Source organism: Fictibacillus gelatini DSM 15865 (genome assembly GCF_000430745.1).
In the GTDB taxonomy this organism is placed as follows: domain Bacteria; phylum Bacillota; class Bacilli; order Bacillales; family Fictibacillaceae; genus Fictibacillus_A; species Fictibacillus_A gelatini.
The window spans coordinates 540,082-562,783 of sequence record NZ_AUMP01000001.1; the positions used below are offsets into that span (position 1 = coordinate 540,082).

Sequence of the window (22,702 nt, forward strand, 5' to 3'; positions counted from 1 at the left end):
GTTAAACTATAAACGGTATGATTTTTTAAAGGAGACATTTTTGTGATTAGACTAATCGATGAGCGAAAAATAGAAGAAAAAAACGGGAGAAAGTGGCTTATATTGGCGAATGTTTCAATCGGCACATTTATGTCCACCTTAGACGGCAGCATCGCAAACGTCGCCTTGCCGACCATTTCAAGTCAACTGAATGCGCCTCTTCATGAGGTTCAATGGGTTTTGACCGCCTACCTTTTAACGATTTGCGCGACATTGCCGATTATCGGAAAGTTTTCCGATTTATTCGGGCGGAGCCGTGTGTATACGATCGGACTTTTTATTTTCACCGGAGGTTCGCTTATGTGCGGGCTGTCCCACTATTTGGCCACGCTTATTATTTCGCGCATTGTTCAAGCGATCGGCGCATCCTGCATTATGACAAACAGCCAGGGAATCGTCGCTTCCACTTTTGCAAAAGGCGGAAGAGGAAAAGCGATGGGCATTACCGGAACGATGGTATCCCTCGGTTCATTAACGGGACCTGGGATTGGCGGTTTGCTGATTGAACATTTCGGGTGGGCGTCCATTTTTTTAATGAACCTTCCGATCGGGCTGATCGGCTTTCTCGCCGGATGGTTTATTTTGCCGAAAGACGAGATAAAAGAAAAACATGAACCGTTCGATTATTTAGGGTCGGCCCTTTTTATGGTCGGAATGGTCAGCTTTCTTTACACGCTGTCCAACGCGGAAGTCCAGGGCTGGGGGTCGCTTTTCGTTAAAATGGGAATGATCACCGCAATTTGTTCCTTTGTGTTTTTCTTTTCATGGGAACGAAAGACAAGCTTTCCGATGCTTGATTTCTCCTTATACCGAATCCGCGCTTTTGCGATCGGAAACATGACGGCCTTATTATCGTTTATCGCGATCTTTTGTACGAACGTTATGATGCCGATTTATATGGAAAATATTTTGCACTACTCGCCTGAACTCACCGGTTACACGATGATGTCCTATCCGTTAGTGATGGCGGTCATCGCGCCTATCTCGGGCTGGCTATCTGACAAATTCGGCTCTCATTTTTTAACAACTGGCGGATTGCTCATTAATGCGCTCGGTTTCGGTCTTCTTACTACATTGACACAAAGTGAAAGTCCATGGCTTGTCGCCCTTCATCTTTCCCTATTCGGAATCGGGCACGGCCTGTTTCAATCGCCGAACAATTCAAGCGTTATGGGTGCGGTTCCAATACAAAAGCTAGGATCAGCGGGCGGGTTAAACGCCTTAATCCGCAATGTCGGGATGGTTCTTGGAACAACGTTTTCCGTCTCGCTCTTTTCGTTTCGACTTCATCAATTGAGCGGGCATTTAGGATCGCTCTCTTCTCATTCAACCGATCAGCCGGAACAAATGATGAATGCCCTTCATGTTGTCTTTTGGGCCGCATTCACCATATGCCTGATTGGCGCCATCCTTTCTTCCCTCCGCATTTGGACACGGATCCATGCAAAAAAGGTCGCGATTTAGCGGCCTTCTATTTATGCATAAGATAAATAAATTGGGCAGCTAGACGACGAATCGGTCCCGTGCCAATTTAACGCCCATAGCCCAAAGCGCCTCTGCCTTTGCTACGGCCAAAATTTCTTTAGTGATATGAAATCGTCAAGTGAAGCACGGCTTGTTGGTCGGATACATTTTCATAAGTGTGCTTTTCACTGGCCGTAAATTGGATGGAATCAAATTGTTCAAGTGTGTACGTTTCCATTCCGATCGTTAGTTGAATGCGTCCTGACATGACCGTTGCGATTTCCGTTGTGCCTTCATGATGCTGTTCAGGTTCATATTTGCACTCAGGATCTAAGAAAGCGCGATACATCCCGAGCCCTTCACTCATATTCGAAAAAAGGGGCTCCATTATCCACCCGGGCCCACCTGAAAATCGTGGTCCTTTTCCTGCCCGTGAGAGCATTACTTTATTTTCAGACTTTAACAATGCCATTAATGGCACCGAAAGCCCGTTTGAAATTTTCCACATCATTCCGATCGTCGGATTCGTATCCCCTCGTTCGATATTCCCCAGCGTTAATTTACTGACTCCCGTTTTTGCGGCTAATTCTTCTAAGCTGAGCTTTTTCTCTTTTCGTAATTGCCTTAAGGTCGATCCTACACATTGGATAAGTTTTTTCGTTTCATCATCATTGCATTTCATTCTTATACATTCCTTTTGTATATTTTAATTTACTTTTTTATTAATTTAGTATACTATGATATACCGTAGATAAAAAAATAAGAGGTGAACTTTTATGAGAGCAATAGTCGTTGGGATCTTATCTTCCATGTTTTTTTCTGCAACGTTTATTATAAATCGGGCAATGAATTTATCGGGAACGAGCTGGGCCTGGACTGCTTCGTTGCGTTTTTTGCTCGCTATTCCATTTCTCTTTATTATTGTAGCACTTCGGAAAAATGGAAGACAATTGTTGACGGAAATGATTAAGCATCCGTTTCAGTGGCTCTTATGGGGGACTGTCGGCGGTGTTGGATTTTATTCATTGTTAAGCTTTGCCGCCGTATATGGACCGGCATGGTTAACATCTGGAACGTGGCAGGTGACGATCCTGGCCGGGGCGCTGCTTTCCCCTTTGTTTTTCGTTACTGTCCATACTGAAAAAGGCGAGCGAAAAATCCGGCAAACGATTCCTTTAAAAAGTGTAAAAATATCGCTCGTCATTTTAATCGGGGTTGTTTTCATGCAGGTGAAAGAAGCGGGCCATATTAGCTTGAAGGCATTTTTATTAGGATTTTTGCCTGTTGTTATCGCCGCTTTTTTGTATCCGCTCGGCAACCGCAAAATGATGGAATTGTGCCAGGGAAGAATCGATACGTTCCAGCGCACATTAGGAATGGCCCTCTCCAGCCTGCCCGTTTCCATTTTGTTTGCCATTTATGGAACAGCAACCGTCGGATTGCCGTCTAAAGCGCAGCTCAGCCAGGCATTGCTTCTCGCTTTATGTTCAGGAGTGGCAGCGAGCCTTCTTTTCTTCCTTGCCACTGACATGGCGAAAAACAACATGACACTCTTGGCCGCTGTCGAGTCGACGCAATCCGGAACGATGGTATTTACCGTGCTTGGAGAGGTCGTTTTATTAAATGGGGCATTCCCGACAGGCATTTCCTTAGTCGGAATGATCGTCATTATGGCCGGCATGGTCCTGAACAGCCTGGCCAATCGAAAACCGGCTAGCCCGAAGCGTTCGAGAACTGCTTAGTGAAAAACAGCGTCCATTCGCTGTTTTTTCATTTTGTTTAAGAAAAAGGATTTTTCGGCATCTTTATCTAATTTTTAAAGGGTGGAAATAAAACTGAAGGAGAGCAACGAATGAAACCATCTTTTTTTATTCAAAACAGAGAAAAATTTGCGAAACATTTGCCTGACCAATCGATTGCGTTATTGTTTGCCGGGCGCGCCCCGCAAAAATCGGCGGATGAAAGCTATAAGTTTGTACCGAACCGGAATTTTTACTACATGACCGGAATCGATGAGCCAAATGTCATCTTGTTTCTGAAAAAAGTGAATGACAAGCTTGATGAAATGTTATTTATTGAAAAATCGGATCCCGTTATGGAAAAATGGGTCGGCAAAACCGTTTCGAAGGAAGAAGCCGAAACGATTTCCGGAATTAAGAAAATCTTTTATTTGGACCAATTCGAATCGATACTTGCCCGCACCCTTTTTAATGAAAATGTGGGTCATCTTTATTTAGATCTTGAACGACGCGAATGGAACCGCCCGCTTTCTGAAACACAAGTTTTTGCGAACAAAGTGAAAGAAAGCTATCCGCACCTTACGATCGCTAATAGCTACCCGATCATATGTGAGCTGCGCGTCATTAAATCAGGCGAAGAAGTTGAAAAAATTAAAGAAGCGATCGAAGTGACGAAAAACGGCATTTACAATGTGATGAAACATGCGAAAGAAGGAATGATGGAATATCAGCTTGAAGCCCATTTCGATTTCACGCTAAAATCGTCCGGCATTAAGCACCACGCGTTCAACACAATTTTAGCAAGCGGGAAAAATGCGACCGTCCTCCATTACGAAGACAACGACGCGCAAATCCAGGACGGGGATTTGATTTTGCTCGATCTCGGCGCTCAAAAAGATTATTACAATGCAGACATTAGCTACACCTTCCCGGCAAACGGCAAATTTACCGACCGGCAAAAACAAATCTACAACATTGTTTTAAAAGCGTTGAAAGAAACGACGGAGCTTGTCAAACCAGGTTTGAAATTTGCCGAGCTGAATGAACATACGAAAAAGGTGCTTGCTGAAGAATGCAAAAAAATTGGCTTGATCAAAGAAGACTCCGAAATCGCAAAGTATTATTACCACGGCGTGAGCCATTTCCTTGGCCTTGACACGCACGATGTCGGAACGTACCAGGGGCGGGTATTGGAGCCGGGAATGGTCATCACGATGGAGCCTGGCCTATATATCGAAGAAGAAAACATCGGCATCCGCATCGAGGATGACATTCTTGTCACCGAAGACGGCTATGAAAACCTTTCCAGAGACATTATCCGTACTGTTGAAGAAATTGAGGAGTTTATGGCAAGTAGATAAATTTCATAAAGGGCTGCCAGGAAAGTTATTGGAAAATGACTTTCACTGGCCGCCCTTTTTTCGTAGCTACTGCCCTTTCAGCTATCCATTAGACAATAAAATGTTGAGTTCGGACAATAAAATGTTAAATTTCGACAATAACATGTACGATCCGGACAAGAAAGTGTCAGTTTCGGACAATAAACTATTAGATCCGGACAATAAACTTTGTCTTCTTTACATTTTAACTTCCGAAAGTACTCTTTTACGGCATTTTTTATTTCAGGAAATCCATTTCAACCCGATCGCAGCGAACAGAACCATGGCAATAAAGAAAATGCGCCTCCAGTCTCTCGATTCACCGTATAGCACCATCCCGAGAATCGCTCCTCCTGACGCGCCTATTCCCGTCCATACCGCATATGCCGTTCCCATCGGCAATGTTTTCATAGCAATCGTAAGAAACAAAAAGCTTGCGCCAAATCCGGCTAGTAAATAAATAAAAGATGTCCACTTTCGATCGTGGTGCCATTTGTTAATCATCGTCACGCCTATCATTTCAAAGAGCCCCGCCAGTATAAGTGAAACCCAGGCCATTATGAATCCACCCCTTTCTCTTTTGCCTCTTTATCGCCCGTCACGACTTTCAAACCGATCACCCCGGCAAGCAAAATCAAAATGAGAACGAGCTTGATTAAGTGAAACGGCTCTCCGAAAAAGGCCATTTCGGCAAACACCGTCCCTGCTGTTCCCATTCCAACGAATACGGCATAAACCGTCCCGACAGGCAGCTTTTTCCCTGCCATAATCATTAAATAAAAGCTGATCAAAATCGAAATGACCGTCCCGCCCCAGGCAAGTGGCGTATGGGCGTGCTTTAGCCCGATCACCCAGAACACTTCAAAAAATGCGGCGACAAACACATTTATCCAATTGACATTCATTTCTCTCTCCCCTTTCTAGTTGTTCGGAACCTTAAATAAAAAAGCCCGGAAGATATCGCTTGATGATATCTCCCGGGCTTTTATCCCTCCGTGGCACAGCTTTAGCTGTGAGTTTTCTCTCGGACCAGACCAAATGAGATTTGCGGAACCCTAGAAAACATTTTTGTTTTTACAAGACTACATTATTCCTTAAAACTATTCCATATGCAAGGCTTTTCTATTTTTCTTCTTTAGATTCTTCATATCTTTTAAAACGGCAAGCAAGTACTCCCACGTTCGAATGGCAGAAGAGATACTTATATGCTCATCCGGCGTATGGACATTGTACATGTCAGGACCGATGGAAATCACATCTAAACCGGGGATTTTTTCTGTAAATACACCACATTCAAGCCCCGCATGAATGGCGACAATTTCTGCTTCTTTTCCATACATTTCTTTATAGACTTTTTGGCATAGCTCGCGGATGGCCGAATCAGGTTTGTACGCCCATTCCGGATATCCCGCGCTGATCTCAAGCTTACCGTGTAATACCTCCGCCAGCGCCTTCACCTGATTGAGGATATATTCCTTCTCGCTTTTGACGGAACTGCGGATTTCATTTTGAAAAACGACTTCCCCTTCTTTCGTTGACGTAGCGACGACACCAAGATTGGTTGAAGTTTCCACAAGCCCTTCAATATCCAAACTCATTTTTTGAACGCCATTCGGAGTTAACATGAGCGCGTGAATCACTTTTTCCGTCGTTTCTTTCGAAAATGCCCTGCTGCCGATAGGGCTTTCTACTTTTTCAAAGAGTAGCGAGACATCAGGGTCGGATACGCGCAACTCGGTCTTCAATCGATCATTCCATTCTTTTATTTTTTGCTCTACTTTCCCGATCAATTGATCTTCCACTAAAAGGATAGCGTCCGCTTCCCGCGGAATCGCATTGGATTTCAAGCCGCCATTAATTTCACATAATAGAAACGATCCTTCATTAAACAGGTCATAAAGAACCCGTCCGAGAAGTTTGTTCGCATTTCCTCTTTCTTTATCAATCATCATTCCGGAATGTCCGCCTTTTAATCCTCGTATACTCAGGCGGCAAGCAGTTAATGGGTACGTGACGTTGGTCCAGCTGATCGGAATAACAAGGTCTCCTTTCACACCTCCCGCACTGCTGACAAGAAGTTTTCCTTCTTCTTCGGAATCTAGGTTAATGAAAAGTTCACCTGTAAAATGGGACGGATCAACGGAAATCGCTCCGGCCATCGTTGTTTCTTCTTCTGTCGTGATCACGACCTCAAGAGCCGGGTGTGGAATTTCGTTTGAGTCAAGCAAGGCAAGAGCATAGGCAACTGCAATCCCATTGTCCGCGCCAAGTGTTGTATCCGTCGCGTACAGCATGTCCCCTTCAAGCTTCAGGCGAATCGGATCATGCTCGAAATTATGCTTTGTCCCTTGATTTTTTTCACAAACCATATCCATATGCCCTTGGAGGATGACAACCGGGGCTTGTTCATATCCTTCTGTTGCCGGTTTTTTAATGATCACATTAAGCGCTTCATCTTGAATCGCTTCCAGATTTCGTTCTTTCGCAAACCGGACTAAATAATCGCTAATTTCTTTTTCATGTCCGGAACATCGCGGGATATTGGATATTTCTTGAAAATAATGAAACACTGGATGGCGTGTCAACTCTTCCAAACTTTGAAACATACCTATCATCCTTTCCTATGTAAAAATTTATCCTTCGAGCCTTTTTGACGCATCCGGCTCAATTCCCTGAAGTCTTTTTTCAAATGTTGCTCTCCAATTGGCCGATAACGCATCGACGTTTAATAGCATCTCAATCCCCTCACGATTTTTCTTATCGTGATGCATGATCGTATTGGCGTACTGTACTGATCGTTTCATAGGATGTTCTTCGAGAAGGCTTAGTGCATCCCGCTCGCGAACAATTCCTTCTTGTAACACGCGAAAATAATAGCCTGTGAAACCGGTCGTTTGAAACTTGAGCGGCAGTTCCTTGATCCCGTACCTTTTTGCCAGTTTAAAGCATGGCTGCCTCGGCTGGCTCACTTGAACGACCGCCTCTCCCAATTGAAAAATGTCCCCGATATGGACTTTGTCCTCGGTTAATCCTTTTACCGTCAGATTTTCGCCAAAAGCTCCCGGCGAAAGTGTAAGTTTCAAATCATTCTCCCAATATACATAATGGTCATGGGGATAGACACAAACTGCTTTATCGGCCCCGCCATGGTGGACAAGATCCGCCTGGCCATCCCCTTCAAAGTTCAACGTTTTTAGATGAACAGGCGCATGTACCGGCCGCTTAACGATCCCTGTCTGGATTTCTTGCCCGTCGGTGTATAATGTTGATGGTTTCCCGACATTTATAGAAACGATTTGATACTGATTCAACGACATTCCCTCCCTTGGTAAAACGTCCAATCATTTTTCTCCTATTTAAAAAGTACCTTATTTCGAAAAATTCCGCTACACTTTTTGGAAATGCTTTGAATACGTCGCTCTCATCATTTTTTAATATAGATTTGGTACAATTCGAATAGAGAGGAGCGTGTCATGTGGATAGAAGAATTTTAATTATAGAAGATGAGGAAAAAATCGCCCGTGTGTTGAGCCTTGAGCTCAACTATGAAGGCTACCAGACCGAGACCGCTTTTGATGGGAAAACCGGGTTAGAGAAAGCAAAAAACGAAACATGGGATTGTATATTGCTCGACATTATGCTCCCTGAACTGAATGGGCTTGAAGTATTACGGCGCCTGCGAATGGCCGATGAACATACGCCTGTCATTTTATTAACCGCAAGAGATGCCGTACCGGATAAAGTGAGCGGGCTTGATCACGGAGCCAACGACTATGTGACGAAACCTTTTGAAATCGAAGAATTGCTCGCTAGAATTCGGGTAGCTTTAAGAACAAGTCAGCCCCGGAAAGCCCATTTAGATTCACAATCGTTATATGTCAACGATCTTTCGGTTCATTTAGGCACCCGCGATGTCCTGCGTGCCGGAAATGAGATTGAACTGACGCCGAGAGAGTTTGATTTGCTCGTCTATTTAATGAAAAACAAAAACCATGTACTAACAAGGGAGCAAATCATTACGGAAGTATGGGGATATGATTTTATAGGGGATACGAATGTGGTTGACGTCTATATTCGTTATTTACGAAAAAAGATTGACCATGACTATGACCAAAAGCTCATCCAAACCTATCGAGGTGTCGGCTACAGTATGAAGGAGCATTGATTGATGAAAATCAGGACAAAATTGCAGCTTTTCGCCAGCCTTTTTCTGCTTGTTCTTCTTTTGATCGTCAACATCCTTGTTTGCTTGCTATTTTATGAACAATCAATGGAACAAGAAAAAAGCACGCTGGAAAGTCAGGCTGTACTTTTAATGAAAAACTATAAAACAGCGGAGCTATTGAAGGGCGATTCGAAATTGCTTTCTCCTTACACGCCTGATGATGGAATGATTCGAATTATTGATTCTCGGTTCAACGTACTAAATGAAGCCAGTGATGATGATGATTTTAAAAAATTGCCCGTTCATTTTTCAAACGATGATGATTTTGCCATCGTACGTATCGATGACGACTTTTGCCTTACCTACCGCCTTCCAATTCCGGACGAGGATCACCCTCGAGCGAACATTGAAATCACTGAGAGCCTTGACGCTTTCCGTGAGACGATGTCGACATTAATGATGATTATACTTGGAGCATCTATTGTCGCTCTCCTTTTATCGATCATTGGCGGCAGGCTCTTGTCAAACCTTTTATTAAAACCGATCGCTTCTATGAGCCATACGATGAAAGACATTCAAGAGAGCGGAAGTTTTAAAAAAATTAAGATAGAGAAAAAGTCGAAAGACGAGCTTCATATGATGGCAGACACGTTTAATGCGATGATCGGGCAGCTTGAGAAAAACTTTACCAGGCAGCAGCAATTTCTTGCAGACGCTTCCCATGAGTTGAAAACGCCGCTTACCGTGATCGAAAGCTACGCAAAGCTTTTAAAGCGCTGGGGAACAAGCGATCCTGACATTCAAAAGGAAGCGGTCGATGCGATTTATTCTGAAGCGATCCGAATGAAAACATTGACGCGCCAATTACTTTACATTGCTTCAGAGGAACAAGAAGAAACAAAACTAAAAAAAGAATCGATCGATTTCGTCTCTTTTTGCAAAAAAATGTTGCAGCCGCTCCAGCGGATTCACAATCGGACGATCCATATTCATCATGAGGATCACGAACTTTTCATCCGCTCCGACCCGGAAAAGCTGGAACAAGTTCTTCTCATATTGCTTGATAATGCGCTCAAGTACAGTGAAAAAGAAATTGACCTTTTTGTGCAACATGCGGGAAGTGGAGCCTCTATCACTGTAAAAGATTACGGCATTGGCATTCCGGAAAACGAATTAGAAGCGGTATTTGACCGATTTTACCGGGTTGATAAATCGCGGCAACGAAAAACGGGCGGTTCTGGTTTAGGATTGTCGATAGCAAAATCCATCGTAGATCGATTGGGCGGAACCATCCGAGTTGAAAGCAAGGAAGGCAGCTGGACAAGTTTTACGATCACATTGCCTTCATGAATCTCATCATCTTTTAATCTTCCTTTCATGATCGTTTCATGTTAGCCGGGTAGTCTAGAAACAGGTTAAAACAGGGAGGAATTTTAAGATGAAATTTGGAAAGAAAAAAGGGATCGTTTCTGCGTCTGCCTTAGCGCTCGCAGCTGGTATTGGAACAGCGGGGGTCGTGGTTCATGCCGCAAATGCAAACGTGAAAATTTCAAAAGAACAGGCAAGGCAAATGGTTGCCGATCAATTAAAAGGAAAAGTGACAAAACAAGAATTGGATCACGATGATGGAAAAGTTGTATATGATATGGATGTGATTGCGCATAACAATCGATATGATGTGGACCTTGATGCAAATACCGGAAAAATGATTAACGTAGAAAAAGATGAAGAACACAATGGCGATGATCATGAAGATCACCTCCAGAATGTTAACCCGAAGATAAGCGTTGATCAAGCGGTTAGCATTGCTTCGGCACACGCAAAAGGCACTCCTGTCGATCTTGAGTTGGACGAGGAACACGGGAAGATGATATATGAAATTGATCTTCAGGAAAAAACGACCGCTCATGAAGTGAAAATCGATGCAGCCACCGGAAAAGTACTTAACGTGAAACCAAAAGAAGTCGATGATGACCTGCCTGGAAATGCAAGAGCGAAAATCAGCATCGATCAAGCAGCTGCCAATGCCTTGACAAAAGAAAATGGAACCGTCACCGATATCGAATTGGATAAGAAGCGCGGAAAGCTTGTTTATGAAATTAACATACAAGGCAAATCAAAAGACTATGAAGTAAAAATTGATGCGACTTCCGGCAGCGTTCTTTCAGTTAAAGCAGAAACCCCGGACCATGAAGATTAATTGAAACTGTTAAAAGCCGGAGTGGTGTAAAATGCCATTCCGGCTTTTGTTTTTTACCCTATTCAATTTCGCCTCTTGTTTTTCATTTATAAATACGTTTGGATAATAAAATTCTTAGTTTGGACAATAAAGTCTGTAATTTGGACAATATTTCTCTCGATCAGACAGTATACTCTGCCGATCAGACAATAAACACTTGTCTGGACAATAAAGCCTGTAGTTTGGACAATATGATTTCCGATTTGGACAATAAGTCACCCAGTACGGACAATATGCTTCCTGATTTGAACGTAATTTTTTCGTTTAAGTCAGCCATTCATGGAATTCTCGTATCTTTCCACGAGTTTTGGGTATAACGATCCCGATTTCAAGTACATCCTCATAAAATTAGGACAGTTTTCCCTTTCAAAACGAATAATTGCTCTATTCTCAAAAGATTTTATTACTGCAAAAATACTATTCTAGCTTCCATTATGGTATAATTCGGAAAAATAGATTTTGAGAGGAGTCCCGATGAAATCTAGTAAATGTAAACTGACCCTATTGCTTAGTACAGCCTTTTTTCTTTTGTCTCCAGTTTTTCCGAATGTTTCTTTCGCCGCTTCAGCTCAAGCAGCAACTTGTGGATACGTTCCGAAACAAGGCGTTAATCCAACTTATCAACAAATAAACTGCTTGCTTACACAAGCCGCAATAAAGGCGAAAATTCCTCCTGAAGTGGTAAAAGGAATTGCAACTCAGGAAAGCGGGGATTGGAAACAATTTGATGCGAACGGCAAGCCGATTATCTCCCCTGACGGAGGAATCGGAGTCATGCAAATTACCAATCAAACAGGGTATGACACGAACAAATTGAAAAATGATGTTGTTTATAATATTAATGCCGGAGTTGAAATAGTAGCCAATATGTACAAACGGAACGATCTTCCGAAAATTAAAGGCATGACGTCCAATATAATCGAAAATTGGTACTTTCCAGTGATGGCGTATAATGGAACGAAACCAAAAAACAGTCCAATTGTTCAAGCGACAGGCAAAAAGAACATGAACGCGTATCAGGAAAAAGTATTCCATCATATTGAAGAATTCAACTTTTTAGATAGTATGAAATTGACGCCTATCCCGTTTCTTGCAAAAGACTTTCAATACGATCCGCAATCAAACGAAAACATTAAATTTCTGAAAACGTTGTACACCATTACAAAGCCGCTCAATGCTTCAAGGTATTCATTTATGAAAGGAGAAGCTGTTGTAACAACACAAAGTGCAAATTTACGTTCAAAACCGACGACAGATAGCAGCAGTGTGCCCATAAAGAAGCAAACAACACTTACAATTGCAGGGAACTTTACATATGATGAAGTTTCCAGTCGGCATAATCAATTTGTCTGGTATCCAGTTAAACCTGGAAATAGCACAAAGACCTACTATATTTCTTCAAGCTACATTACAAAAAAATTAAATGCCCCTTCAGTCAACACCGTTGATGATAACGATAAGTATGTAACAGGGAGCAAAGCGCTGCCCGGATCAAACGTAACCGTCAAAGCGGGAACAAAAGGAATAGGAGCTGCGATCGCGGACGCGAAAGGATCTTTCAAACTATCCATTCCTATTCAAAAAGCAAATAGTAGCCTGACGATATACTATGTTGATAAAACAAATACACAAAGTCCTGCAGCAACGGTCAAAGTGAAAGATCGGACCGCACCTTCAGCACCTAAAATCAATAGCATCACTTCAAAAACGAAAAGTGTCACGGGTAAGGCTGAATCGTATTCAACGGTTAAGCTAGCGGTCGGCAAAAAAACGATTGGAGCCGCGAAAGCCGATCAAAAAGGGAACGTAAAAATCTCAATAAAACCTCAAAAAGCCGGTACGTTAATAAAAGCTTCAGCAACCGATACATCAGGAAATACAAGCAGCATAACGACAATTAAAGTAAAAAAATAAATAACCCTTGTCCGTCAATCGGACAAGGGTTTTGCCTCTATTTTTTAATAAAAACTTTCTCTTCTTTCGGCACTTTGCTTCCATCTTGATTCGAGCTTTGCAAATACAATAAACCATTTCCTGCAGCACGTTTCGAAGCATCGATCGGCTGTGTATTTTTACATAATTGGGCGTACACTTCGGCTTCCGTCAATTCACGGCCAAACTCTTTTTCTTCTTTCGTAATAAGGACGGCCGCCGCGCCGCTGACATGCGGAGTGGCCATTGAAGTGCCGGAAAGCTTAGCGTATTTTCCGCCAGGGTAACACGAAATGACGTTCACGCCTGGTGCGACGAGATCAATTTCGTCATTCGTATTCGAGAATTCGGCCAGCTTCTTCTTCTCATCGACCGCACCGACTTCGACGACTTCTTTATAGTAGCCCGGATAAGATTTTTCATCCGTTCGGTCGTCATTGTCGCCTTCATTGCCGGCTGCGCAAACGACGAGAATTTCGTTTTGTACGGCTTCCTGGATTGCCTTATGCAACTCAGGTACATCATCAGGACCGCCAAGCGACATCGAAATGATCCGCACCCTTTCTCCATTCGGCCCTTTCCATTTCGTTGCATATTGAATCGCTTCTGTAATGCCCTCATAACTGCCGCTTCCATTTTTGTCAAGGACGCGTAAGATTAACAGCTTGACTTCTGGAGCGACGCCTACAACCCCCTGTTTGTCCAATGTTGCAGCAATCGTTCCGCAAACATGCGTGCCGTGGAAATGTCCGTCCGCGAAATCATCCGGATCATCTCCAACAAAGCTTCTACCGCCAATAATGCGGTCTTTTAAGTCAGGATGCTCCAGATCACACCCCGTATCCAATACTGCGATAACAACACCGGTCCCTTTCTCCCCGTTTTTCCACATTTCGGGAGCATTAATCATTTGGACACCATAAGGAATTTCCTGTTCCGGATTTTGCAACACTTCTTCCAACACAAAAGGAATTAATCGAACTCCACTCATCGTTCATCCTCCTTTTCGTTTTAGAAACGTTCATGCATAGGCGAGGTGCTTTGCTTCATCATTTTTTTAAATGGACTAGCTTTAAAATAATTTCACTTAGTGTACCATCATATGTTCGAATATTCAATAAATATAGAGAAAAATGAGCCATAACTACTAGAAAATATCCTTTATTTTTTATTTGTTGTGTCAATATGCCCGGATTGTTAGAGCTGGTACTTTCTGAACATACTATAAAACGTGAAAAAACAAGAGGCTGTTCAAAAAGTCCGGGAAACATTGCCAGCGAATTTCTACGTCAGCTTGCTCCTGCGTTCCTCACGTATTAATTGCATACGTTCTGGTACTCGGAGGCTACGCTTTCTTGAACTTCTTGGCTCTGTTTGTCCCCCTTTTTGAACATATACAAAAGAGAAAGGCGTAAAACTATGATTAAATTATTTTCTCACAATGATTTAGACGGAAAATCGTGCGGCTTAATTGCAAAAATTGCTTTTGGCGATGACAACGTTGACGCAAGCTACTGTTCGCACGACACGATCAACAGAAGGGTTCGGGAATTTCTTGATAACCCGGAGTATAACGGGCTGCCCATTTACATCACCGACATCGCGGTCAATGAAGAGCTTGCCGCCTGCCTTGATGAACGGTACAAAAACGGAGGAGAAGTTTATCTTTTTGATCACCATGTGACGGCACTTCAGTTTAATGAATATGACTGGGGACATGTCAAAGAAGTTTATGAGGATGGACGAAAGACCGCCGCCACTTCCCTTTTATACGATTACTTTGTTCAAAATGGCCGAATAGAAGAAAAAGAACCACTCCGCGAGTATGTTGAATTAGTCCGCCTTTACGACACGTGGGAATGGAGTGAGACGAACAACCTGAAAGCAAAGCATCTCAATGAGCTATTTTTCATGTTTAGTTCAGAACACTTTGAACAGACGATGATGGAACGGATTCGAACGGAAGAAACGTTCGAGCTCACTGATTTGGAACAAACCTTGTTACATTTAGAAGAAGAGAAAATCGAACGCTACATTATCTCAAAGGAAAGACAAATGGTCGAAACATGGGAAGCGTATGTGAATGATGATAACGAAGGCCAATACCGAATCGGAATTGTTCATGCAGAACGGTATCATTCTGAACTGGGGAATGTGCTGAACACCGAAAATCCGCATCTTGATTTAATTGTCATATTGAACATCGGCAGAAAACAAGTCGGTTTTCGGACGATTCATGACCATGTCGATGTTTCGGCTTTTGCAGGCCAATTTGGTGGTGGCGGGCACCCGAAAGCTTCAGGCTGCCCCCTAACGGAAAAAACGTTTGAACGCTTTGTCGTTCCTGCCTTTCAGCTTATGCCAAGAAAAAGAGACCCGCGCGATAATCAATATAACGTGAAAGAAAATCGTTTCGGAACACTTTTTATGAACCATCAAAAAGAAATGTCAAATATTAGGCCGTTCGAAAACGGAACGTGGGAACTGATTCATAACAGCATTCCGATCGGCTCGTTTCCAACCTTTGCTGAAGCGGAGCACTATGCTAAACGCCATTTCAGTGTAACTTTACTGTATGATGATAAATACCTTCAGTTCCTATCGGCTACTTATAAAGTAGCAGAAGAAGAATTGCGAGAGAACTATGCGAAGGTTATGGAGAGAGTGGCTCATGAAGAAAAGGCATCATTCCATCACGAATGATGCCTTCCTTTCTTTACGTAGCCGTAATCTGTTTGGCGAACAATGTATTCGCTGTTGAATTCCTTTGTCTTTGTCGTATGATCCTCATAAAAAAGAAACAATGTATTGTTCATTGCCGATAAAATCCAATAGAAAAGCTGTACAGTGTCCACGGACACCGTGCTGCTTTTTGCATTATTTTACTTTAAACGTTTTCGTGTATTTTTTAAACAGTTCTCGTTTGCTGTCCATTCGCTGCTGAAGCGTCCAGAAAATCACCTGGTGGAAATCCTTTGACGATTCAACTAACGTCATTAAATACGTAATTTTCACATTGTCTACTTCTCCCGACAACTCAAATTGGATCGCTTTTTTGTTATTGATTTTTAAGTTTACTGGTTTCGTTGTTTTTGCATTTTTCACGGTGTTTTTCTCCATGTTGTCTTTAATCGCTTTATAATAATCGGTAAGCGTAGCACCACCGAGTGAGCTCTTTGGCTCGCTAATAACGCCCATATATTCCTCTTTTCCAATATTCGTTGCTTGAATTGAAGCATCCGGAATAAGGCCGGTTTCCTTTTTCCAATCCCCGTCTACCGCAATACTGGACTTTCCGTTATCACTTTTTAAAACGAGCGGTACGCTTGTAAAAGGCTTATCCGAATGGTTTGACTTCGTATGCATCATTGGAACATCATCCTTCAACACACGGAATGATTCGGAAACTTGCTTAAACTCATCTTTGTATTGATCGAATTTGCTTTCGGTTGTCCATGCTGCAATTTGATAGAAGTGATCTCCTTTTTCTAAATACGTCATTAAATACTTTGCTTTTACTCCATTTACTTCCCCGCTTATATCAACCTGTTTCGCAGGGAGGTCGCCAACCTTCGTATCACTCGCAGTTCCAACAACTAAATTTTTTGCTGTAGCTCCTATGTTCTGCTTGATCGTATTAGCAAAGTCATCTAATTTTGAATTTTCACTGAAATCCTTTTTATTATACGGAATAACCATAATGTATTTTTCATCTGAACGTTTGGACGCGCTAAGAACAGCTAATGGATTTAGCTCTTTATCCTGTACCCAGCCATCAGGGATTGTTAACTGTAAGCTTTCATTATCGTTTTTTAAAGCAGTACCTTTAATTTCCGTCTCTTTTGTTTCTTTTGAAGTATCATCTTTTTTCGATTGCTCTTCTTTTTTTGGTGATGCATCCTTTCCAGCGGACTCTTTGTCGGAGCTGCACCCGCTCAAAATCGCCCCTGTTAGCATACAAGCGGCAAGTAACATGGAAATCTTTTTGTAGTTTACTAAATTCCCCATTCTTTCTCCCCATTTCTTTAAATTTCATTTTTTGAAAAAATATTTCATTTTCTATTTCCCAATTATACTTAAAGATTAACCATTCTGTTTCAATTTTTATAAAAATCATACTTTATGCCTGGTTTCATTTATTTTTATGGGTCGTAAGCACTAAAAAGAAGGTTGCGATCTGAGGAATAACGACAAATTAATAAAGTGGGATATTTTAAATTTTCACTATAAAATTAAATTTTTGTAAGTATGGAAAATCAAAGAATTGTTGGAATAGGGTATAGCGATTGATCTTTTGGATAGTATAAAGTGACCCTTGCGATTGAACCGGCTCTGAATAAATAGGGGGAACGGGTGCACTGCCCATCCAAAAGTGCAATAACTTTTCCATTTAAAAACGCATGACATTTTTTCGTGTCATGCGTTTTTATGTGTCATTTCCGCCAAAATTTCGTATATTCCGCTTTATCCTTTATATTGAATTCAATGATTTTCTCAAGCAATCCGTAATTTACCGGCTCATTCCATGGAATTCGAAACAAGCCTTTAGTAGCGCTGTAGCCGGCCTGTGCAATGTCATCTGCAAATTGCGCAATGCCTGCTTCTTCGGGCGAAACGCTCAAATGATGTCTCGCCGTGGAAAAGCCGATGATAAATGTCCCGTGATCGGAAAACATTGGCGTATTCCACTTCATTTGCGGTTCTAAATTTGGGTATTTATCTGCTACCCACGCCAAAATTTCCTCTGTTCGACTTCTATGGTCGGGATTATCGATGCCAGCTAAATAGTTCGCAAAAACTTCCATGTCTTCCTCCTTCGATAGAGTGCTATTTCCGCTAAAAATTCGCATTCTAAAGGCTTATCCCCTATATCCTTAAGCCATTCGCAATTTTATTCCATTAATTGGCCCGATGATGGAACGTTAAAGAGATGAAATTGATTTTTCCGTATCAACATCCCGCGAATAACGCTCCGTAAATCATCAATTGCACGCTTTTTAGACTTACCAGGGGTCAGGGGAACAAGCCGAATGTCAAAGTCATCGCTTTTAATTGAAGCTTGATCCTCTCCATATTGATCGGGATAGGCCGCCCATACTTCATAAACAGGATTAATAGATGTAGCGATTGAACCGGCTCCGAATAAATAGAGCGAGCGGCATGCACTGCTATAATTCAACAACTGTTCCATTGACGTCAGCTTGGTTCTTGTCTTCAATAGAGAGTGATCCCAAATGTATTTCAATGGACGATATTTAAAATCAATCATAAGACTTCCGATAAATAGACGATCTTGAAAAAGATCCAGCCTCGCATCCGGCCGATTGTTTCTCGAACTCGTGTAGATTGGATGGCTATTGCGATCCGTTTCCCTGCCCACAAGCGGAATTTCAGTATCATAGACAAGGTTGACCCGAATTGTTTCCTTTTTAAACGAAATGATTGTACCCGGCTCTAATGTCGGAATCTGTTTCATAGCATTTGAAAAGACCCATCCATCATACGGAGTAAAATCAAGTTCCTTCAACATTTCGATCAATTGAAGGATTCCCCACAATTCGTATAGCTTTTCAGATCGTTTCCATTGCAGGCGATACGTTTTGGCCAGTGGTTCTAAACGCTCCTTTTTTAAATCACGGTATACTCTATAAATCGCCCGATACCTTGAGTCGAGAAACATGACTTGATTAGGGGGCTCAAGCCTTGGCTCCTTCACTTCTTTATACCAGTCCGCCCTCGTCATGAATAGCAGTGAGCTGTACATTTTTTTCGTTTCTCTATAAAAACAGCTAAATTCTTCGAGTGTTCTTACTTTATCGTTCATTTCTAGACGCGTGTTTTCTTGATAAGATGAAAAACGTTCCAGCTCCCGTCTGTCCATTTGTAGCTGGTCAAGATACTGGCCCGCTATCTCATTCCATTCTTTTAACACATTTAAAAGAAAACCAATAATTTTTTTCACCCATCTATTTTCAGGAAGATCATAATCAAACGTTGGTGAAGGTGCCAGCAGCTTTTGATCTGATTCAAGGCGCCTCATCCGGTGCCCGATCGTACGTTCATCGAGTTTTTTTGCCCGTTCGGCCGCCATCATTTTATACTCTTTTTTTACTCGATAGTTGGCTTTTGAATAAAGGTCATTCATGGCAGCCATAAGAGAATGGTAATGTTTTTCGATGATTTGAATCTGGCTTAAACGGTTAGGCGAGAATAGATCATTATGATCATCCGGGAAAAAAGAGTGGCTTTTTACAAGCTCCCTGCCTAAACCTTGTACATACCCTTCAATTTCTCGCTTCATCATTTCCCATTGGTCTTCCGTTATTTGTTTCGGGCTGACTTTCACGATGGAATAGTAGGAAATGCCGGCTTGCACCACTTTCAACAAATACTTCCCCGGGATTAACGGAAAATAATCGTTTTTAAAAAGGACAAGCGGCTCGGGTGAGGGCGTAATAAACCGTTCGTCATCTCCTTCGCCATCATCCTGCAGTTCGATGGATTCTAGCCCTTCAAAATAAAACTTTGCCTGATCATCATTGCTGTTGAACGTCACCTTTAATTCTACATTTTCAATTATTTCAACGGGAACGAATGTATCGGGAAAATGGGCGTCCGTACAAAAATTGGTCACTTCTTGTCTTTTATACCCTTGTTCAAATATTAATGAAAATGGCACATTAGAATGTAAACCCATTCATTTTCAACTCTTTCGCTTTTTGGCGTAACACCTTCTTCGTCTCAGTAAAATCGGAAATATCTTCAAACCGCTTTAGAACGGATAAAAAGGAACCGCCGACGACTTCATTTGACTCAGGGTGAAGCGATCCGATTACAGGGTGAAGCAATTCTTCGCTACCTCTTATCTTTGTCAAAACGCGCTGGACCATTTGCAAATCAAAGGCTTCCCGCCTTGAAAGATAAGGACTTGGAACTAGATTTTGCAAATAACGGTCAATTTGCCGGACAACGCGCGGACCGATGCCTAAATATCTCCCTGCTTCCTGCATTTGCAGATGCAGCTCCCATAAACATTCAGCTTCCCGTTCACTTAGCTGCAGCGTTTCTTCCTGCTTTTTAAAGGAATGAAATAGCGGATACGACATTTTACTAGTTAACGTACGAACATTCGTCCGTTCCCGTAATCGGGTGAAAGGAAGGACATGCAAGTTAATGACATTCGCCCGGTCAAGTACTTTATCGGAAAAATGATACGTTGATTCATCCATATTTACGGTCCCGACAAACATCATATTGCTGCCGATTGGAATTTTCGCTGGATACTGATTGGCATTTTTCAGCCCGCTTTCCAGATGGTCATTGTACAGCCCGATAATCCGCCTGTCCGCATCCAGCTCTAAAACAGATAAAAATTGAGAAAAATAATGCTCTACCCGAGCCAGGTTCATTTCCTCAAAGACAACCATAAATAAATGATCCGGTTCTTTCGCCGCTCGAATGATTGCATCTACAAGCCCTGAATCGCCCGGGCGAAACAGATGATTCATAGCATCCACATACCCGATTAAGTCGGCATCATCGCCCCACGCCGGCCGCACCGGAATAATCGTAAATTGCCTGTCATTATGAATATTTAACGCCCTTGCATAGCTTGAAACGAGCCTCGTTTTTCCAATCCCGCTCATTCCTTGCAAAATGACAAGATTGGATGTTTTCATCGCCGTATGAAAATTGACGAGGTCTTTCGCCTCATAATACAATCCATTTTCTTTCGTTAATTGAATAAAATGATCCAAAAATTTCAGTTCTTCTTGCTCGTAATCGATCGGAGACTTTCCGTCTTCCGCGATTTCGTTTGGCCGAACAACTTCCATGATGGCTGCAGCCACTTCACCTGCACTTTCAGATTGATTTCCGGATGTATGCATTGAGGCTCCTTCCCCTTTAAGCAATAAAAGAAGATCTTCATACCGGCCATCAGGTATAAACAAAATGGATTCATCGACTTCATATACATCATCCATCCAGTCATCCGGAAATGGTTTTACATAAAGGGAATCATCTGCCATAAAGCAAAATCCGCCGTAGGCATATGAATGGCTATGGAACGTGCCAAACACCGTCAGGCTTCCGTCGTCGTCTTTCCATAAAATAATATCCGGCGTATCATTCGGCTCTGTTGAAACAAACGGGACTTTTCCGACATGCCGCTGGTTTAAAAGGCGTGTTGTAAACTCTTCAAAGGAAAGCCCATTTTTCTTCTTGCTAAAAATCGGAATCGGCATAAACCAGTCATCCTCTTTATAACGATCTGATTTTCGGATGAGCTGGATATCCCTGGCTTGATAGACTTCGTTACGTGATGCTGTAATCTTTCTTGACGGATTAAAGACAACAAGATAATCGTTTAAAAACTGAATCAATCGTTCTTCTCTCACCGCATCCGCTTCCATACTGTTATCAATAAAGCCAAATGGCTCCAGGTCGTGGGAGAAGCAAGTAAATAACCGCTCTTTCGGCAAGTGGTCCGGTTCTTTCGAGACGACCTTCAACACCGACTGGATCACATTTTGGCTATTAATAAAAATTCCTTTGTCTCTTCCTATTTTTTGTTGCACATATTCGTTACTCGGAAGCGTTCCTATTAAATATACATCCCATGTTCTGAGGCTCGTCATCTACTCGCCTCCAATTGATCTACATATTTTGCCAGTGCATTCATCGTTTGAAACTCCTTTAAGTGCCCCTTTTCGATTTGATTTTTAAGTTTCCGAAATCTTCCCGGGGTTATATCATATTTTAACAGCCATACCTCGTCGTATTCATCCCAACTCTCTTCAGACTCAAGCCACTCATCTAATTGCTCGCTTCCAATCAACGTCAATTGGTGATTGGGATGCATGCTCCAATTTTTCGCATTTCCAATCAGTGCAATATGTTTGCTCGCTACTTGTCCATTCGCTGTCCCTGCAGCCGCTTCCTCTGTTGCCATTTTCAATGCTTTATACTGCTCTTTTATATGATCCATTTCCAGTTTATACCCTTCAATTTGATTTTTCGCATTGGCTAGTTTTTCCTTATAACTTTTTTCGAGATGAGCAAGTTTATCAGCATATGACTCTCCTAGCTTTTTGAATTCTTCACTCTTACTCTGGACCATTTTTTGCAGTTCTTTCCGTTCTTTCTCCCATTTCGCTTTCTCCTTTTTCCATTCATTTTCTTTTTTACTTAATTGCTGCTGAAGTTCCGCTATTTTTTTCTCTTTCTTATTTAGTTTTACTTCTTGATCTTTTATCGTCTTTTTTAATGCATGAACTTCTTCATCAGCAACCTCTTCTGGCTCATCTACTTTGATGCCATGTTCCTGTTCATTAGCTATACATTCGTAAAATAATTTCTTACCGGCTTTTTGTTTCTTCTCATCTTCTGAAGCTAATAAAACTTTTAAAAGGCCGATTCTCTTTTCTTCAGATTCCATGAGTTTAGCCAGTTCTTCTTCTTTCATTTGCAAGTAAGCTGAACATTCTTTACACTCCTTAACATGATCTCTAATGCTTTTTTTTACTTTTTGTAGCCCCTTCGATTCTAAAAAACCTTTAATGATTTGCGGTTTCATAAACACAACATTTTTCTGTAGCGTCTTTTTCCTGAAACCCTTTAATTGAAGGTTTGTATCTTCTGCAAGATAGGCTAAGTCATTGGCATCCATATGTGCAAAAATCCATTTCCATACGGCTTTCTCATTCAACGGTCGTCTCTCTCCTTTCTCTGAAACTCTTAATTA

20 protein-coding genes and 1 riboswitch are annotated in these 22,702 nt (G+C 42.0%); of the genes, 8 read left to right on the plus strand and 12 right to left on the minus strand.

Going from position 1 to position 22,702, the window contains the following annotated elements; all coding sequences use genetic code 11:
- Window positions 1–42 precede the first annotated feature (42 nt).
- Window positions 43–1,503 (plus strand): MFS transporter, encoded by a 1,461-nt coding sequence (locus H538_RS0102830; protein ID WP_245595179.1) that lies wholly within the window; start codon window positions 43–45, stop codon window positions 1,501–1,503.
- 118 nt (window positions 1,504–1,621) lie between these two features.
- On the opposite strand, the gene H538_RS0102835 is transcribed toward H538_RS0102830, so the two are convergent.
- Window positions 1,622–2,185, minus strand: coding sequence for a helix-turn-helix domain-containing protein (locus H538_RS0102835; RefSeq protein ID WP_026676286.1), 564 nt, complete (start codon window positions 2,183–2,185; stop codon window positions 1,622–1,624).
- A gap of 94 nt (window positions 2,186–2,279) precedes the next feature.
- Between H538_RS0102835 and H538_RS0102840 the strand changes: the two genes are divergently transcribed.
- Together H538_RS0102840 and H538_RS22955 are read left to right on the plus strand one after the other, a co-directional pair.
- Entirely contained in the window at window positions 2,280–3,245 is a 966-nt protein-coding gene (locus tag H538_RS0102840; RefSeq protein WP_026676287.1) for a DMT family transporter, read from the plus strand.
- Between the two features lie 110 nt (window positions 3,246–3,355).
- A complete protein-coding gene (locus H538_RS22955) occupies window positions 3,356–4,603 on the plus strand; it encodes an aminopeptidase P family protein (RefSeq protein ID WP_035349794.1) in 1,248 nt (415 codons plus the stop codon).
- A gap of 261 nt (window positions 4,604–4,864) precedes the next feature.
- Here the strand turns inward: H538_RS22955 and H538_RS0102850 are convergent, their stop codons facing one another.
- The 4 genes from H538_RS0102850 to H538_RS0102865 form a co-directional block, all read right to left on the minus strand.
- A complete protein-coding gene (locus tag H538_RS0102850; RefSeq protein ID WP_026676288.1) occupies window positions 4,865–5,179 on the minus strand; it encodes a DMT family transporter in 315 nt (104 codons plus the stop codon).
- Window positions 5,179–5,526, minus strand: coding sequence for a DMT family transporter (locus H538_RS0102855; RefSeq protein WP_026676289.1), 348 nt, complete (start codon window positions 5,524–5,526; stop codon window positions 5,179–5,181). Before H538_RS0102855 ends, H538_RS0102850 begins: the two co-directional genes overlap by 1 nt.
- A 67-nt stretch (window positions 5,527–5,593) precedes the next feature.
- A riboswitch (guanidine-I (ykkC/yxkD leader) is annotated at window positions 5,594–5,691 on the minus strand.
- A 30-nt stretch (window positions 5,692–5,721) separates the two neighbouring features.
- Window positions 5,722–7,227, minus strand: a complete 1,506-nt coding sequence (locus tag H538_RS0102860; protein ID WP_026676290.1) for an aminoacyl-histidine dipeptidase — start codon at window positions 7,225–7,227, stop codon at window positions 5,722–5,724.
- Between the two features lie 27 nt (window positions 7,228–7,254).
- Window positions 7,255–7,932, minus strand: coding sequence for an MOSC domain-containing protein (locus tag H538_RS0102865; RefSeq protein WP_026676291.1), 678 nt, complete (start codon window positions 7,930–7,932; stop codon window positions 7,255–7,257).
- A 164-nt stretch (window positions 7,933–8,096) separates the two neighbouring features.
- Between H538_RS0102865 and H538_RS0102870 the strand changes: the two genes are divergently transcribed.
- The 3 genes from H538_RS0102870 (at window position 8,097) to H538_RS0102880 (ending at window position 10,986) form a co-directional block, all read left to right on the plus strand.
- Window positions 8,097–8,786, plus strand: a complete 690-nt coding sequence (locus H538_RS0102870; RefSeq protein ID WP_026676292.1) for a response regulator transcription factor — start codon at window positions 8,097–8,099, stop codon at window positions 8,784–8,786.
- A gap of 3 nt (window positions 8,787–8,789) precedes the next feature.
- Window positions 8,790–10,136, plus strand: coding sequence for a sensor histidine kinase (locus tag H538_RS0102875; RefSeq protein ID WP_026676293.1), 1,347 nt, complete (start codon window positions 8,790–8,792; stop codon window positions 10,134–10,136).
- Between the two features lie 88 nt (window positions 10,137–10,224).
- On the plus strand, window positions 10,225–10,986 hold the full coding sequence (locus tag H538_RS0102880; protein WP_026676294.1) for a PepSY domain-containing protein: 762 nt from the start codon (window positions 10,225–10,227) through the stop codon (window positions 10,984–10,986).
- A gap of 181 nt (window positions 10,987–11,167) precedes the next feature.
- Here H538_RS0102880 and H538_RS26935 read toward each other — a convergent pair whose 3' ends face one another.
- Entirely contained in the window at window positions 11,168–11,302 is a 135-nt protein-coding gene (locus tag H538_RS26935; RefSeq protein ID WP_281172149.1) for a hypothetical protein, read from the minus strand.
- 197 nt (window positions 11,303–11,499) lie between these two features.
- On the opposite strand from H538_RS26935, the gene H538_RS0102885 reads away from it, so the two are divergent.
- Complete coding sequence (locus H538_RS0102885) at window positions 11,500–12,939, plus strand: Ig-like domain-containing protein (RefSeq protein WP_026676295.1); 1,440 nt, start codon at window positions 11,500–11,502, stop codon at window positions 12,937–12,939.
- A gap of 37 nt (window positions 12,940–12,976) precedes the next feature.
- Here H538_RS0102885 and H538_RS22960 read toward each other — a convergent pair whose 3' ends face one another.
- Window positions 12,977–13,948 (minus strand): S8 family peptidase, encoded by a 972-nt coding sequence (locus H538_RS22960; protein ID WP_051291222.1) that lies wholly within the window; start codon window positions 13,946–13,948, stop codon window positions 12,977–12,979.
- A gap of 428 nt (window positions 13,949–14,376) precedes the next feature.
- Here H538_RS22960 and H538_RS0102895 point away from each other — a divergent pair, with 428 nt between their 5' ends.
- Window positions 14,377–15,660: a DHH family phosphoesterase gene (locus H538_RS0102895; protein WP_026676296.1), complete on the plus strand. Its 1,284-nt coding sequence runs from the start codon at window positions 14,377–14,379 to the stop codon at window positions 15,658–15,660.
- Between the two features lie 174 nt (window positions 15,661–15,834).
- Here H538_RS0102895 and H538_RS0102905 read toward each other — a convergent pair whose 3' ends face one another.
- The 5 genes from H538_RS0102905 to H538_RS0102925 form a co-directional block, all read right to left on the minus strand.
- Window positions 15,835–16,965 (minus strand): PsbP-related protein, encoded by a 1,131-nt coding sequence (locus H538_RS0102905; protein ID WP_026676297.1) that lies wholly within the window; start codon window positions 16,963–16,965, stop codon window positions 15,835–15,837.
- 425 nt (window positions 16,966–17,390) lie between these two features.
- Window positions 17,391–17,762: an iron chaperone gene (locus H538_RS0102910; protein ID WP_026676298.1), complete on the minus strand. Its 372-nt coding sequence runs from the start codon at window positions 17,760–17,762 to the stop codon at window positions 17,391–17,393.
- An 86-nt stretch (window positions 17,763–17,848) separates the two neighbouring features.
- Window positions 17,849–19,654, minus strand: a complete 1,806-nt coding sequence (locus tag H538_RS0102915) for a DUF2357 domain-containing protein (protein WP_026676299.1) — start codon at window positions 19,652–19,654, stop codon at window positions 17,849–17,851.
- Complete coding sequence (locus H538_RS0102920) at window positions 19,638–21,596, minus strand: McrB family protein (RefSeq protein WP_026676300.1); 1,959 nt, start codon at window positions 21,594–21,596, stop codon at window positions 19,638–19,640. Before H538_RS0102920 ends, H538_RS0102915 begins: the two co-directional genes overlap by 17 nt.
- A complete protein-coding gene (locus H538_RS0102925) occupies window positions 21,593–22,666 on the minus strand; it encodes a hypothetical protein (RefSeq protein ID WP_026676301.1) in 1,074 nt (357 codons plus the stop codon). Before H538_RS0102925 ends, H538_RS0102920 begins: the two co-directional genes overlap by 4 nt.
- Window positions 22,667–22,702 lie beyond the last annotated feature (36 nt).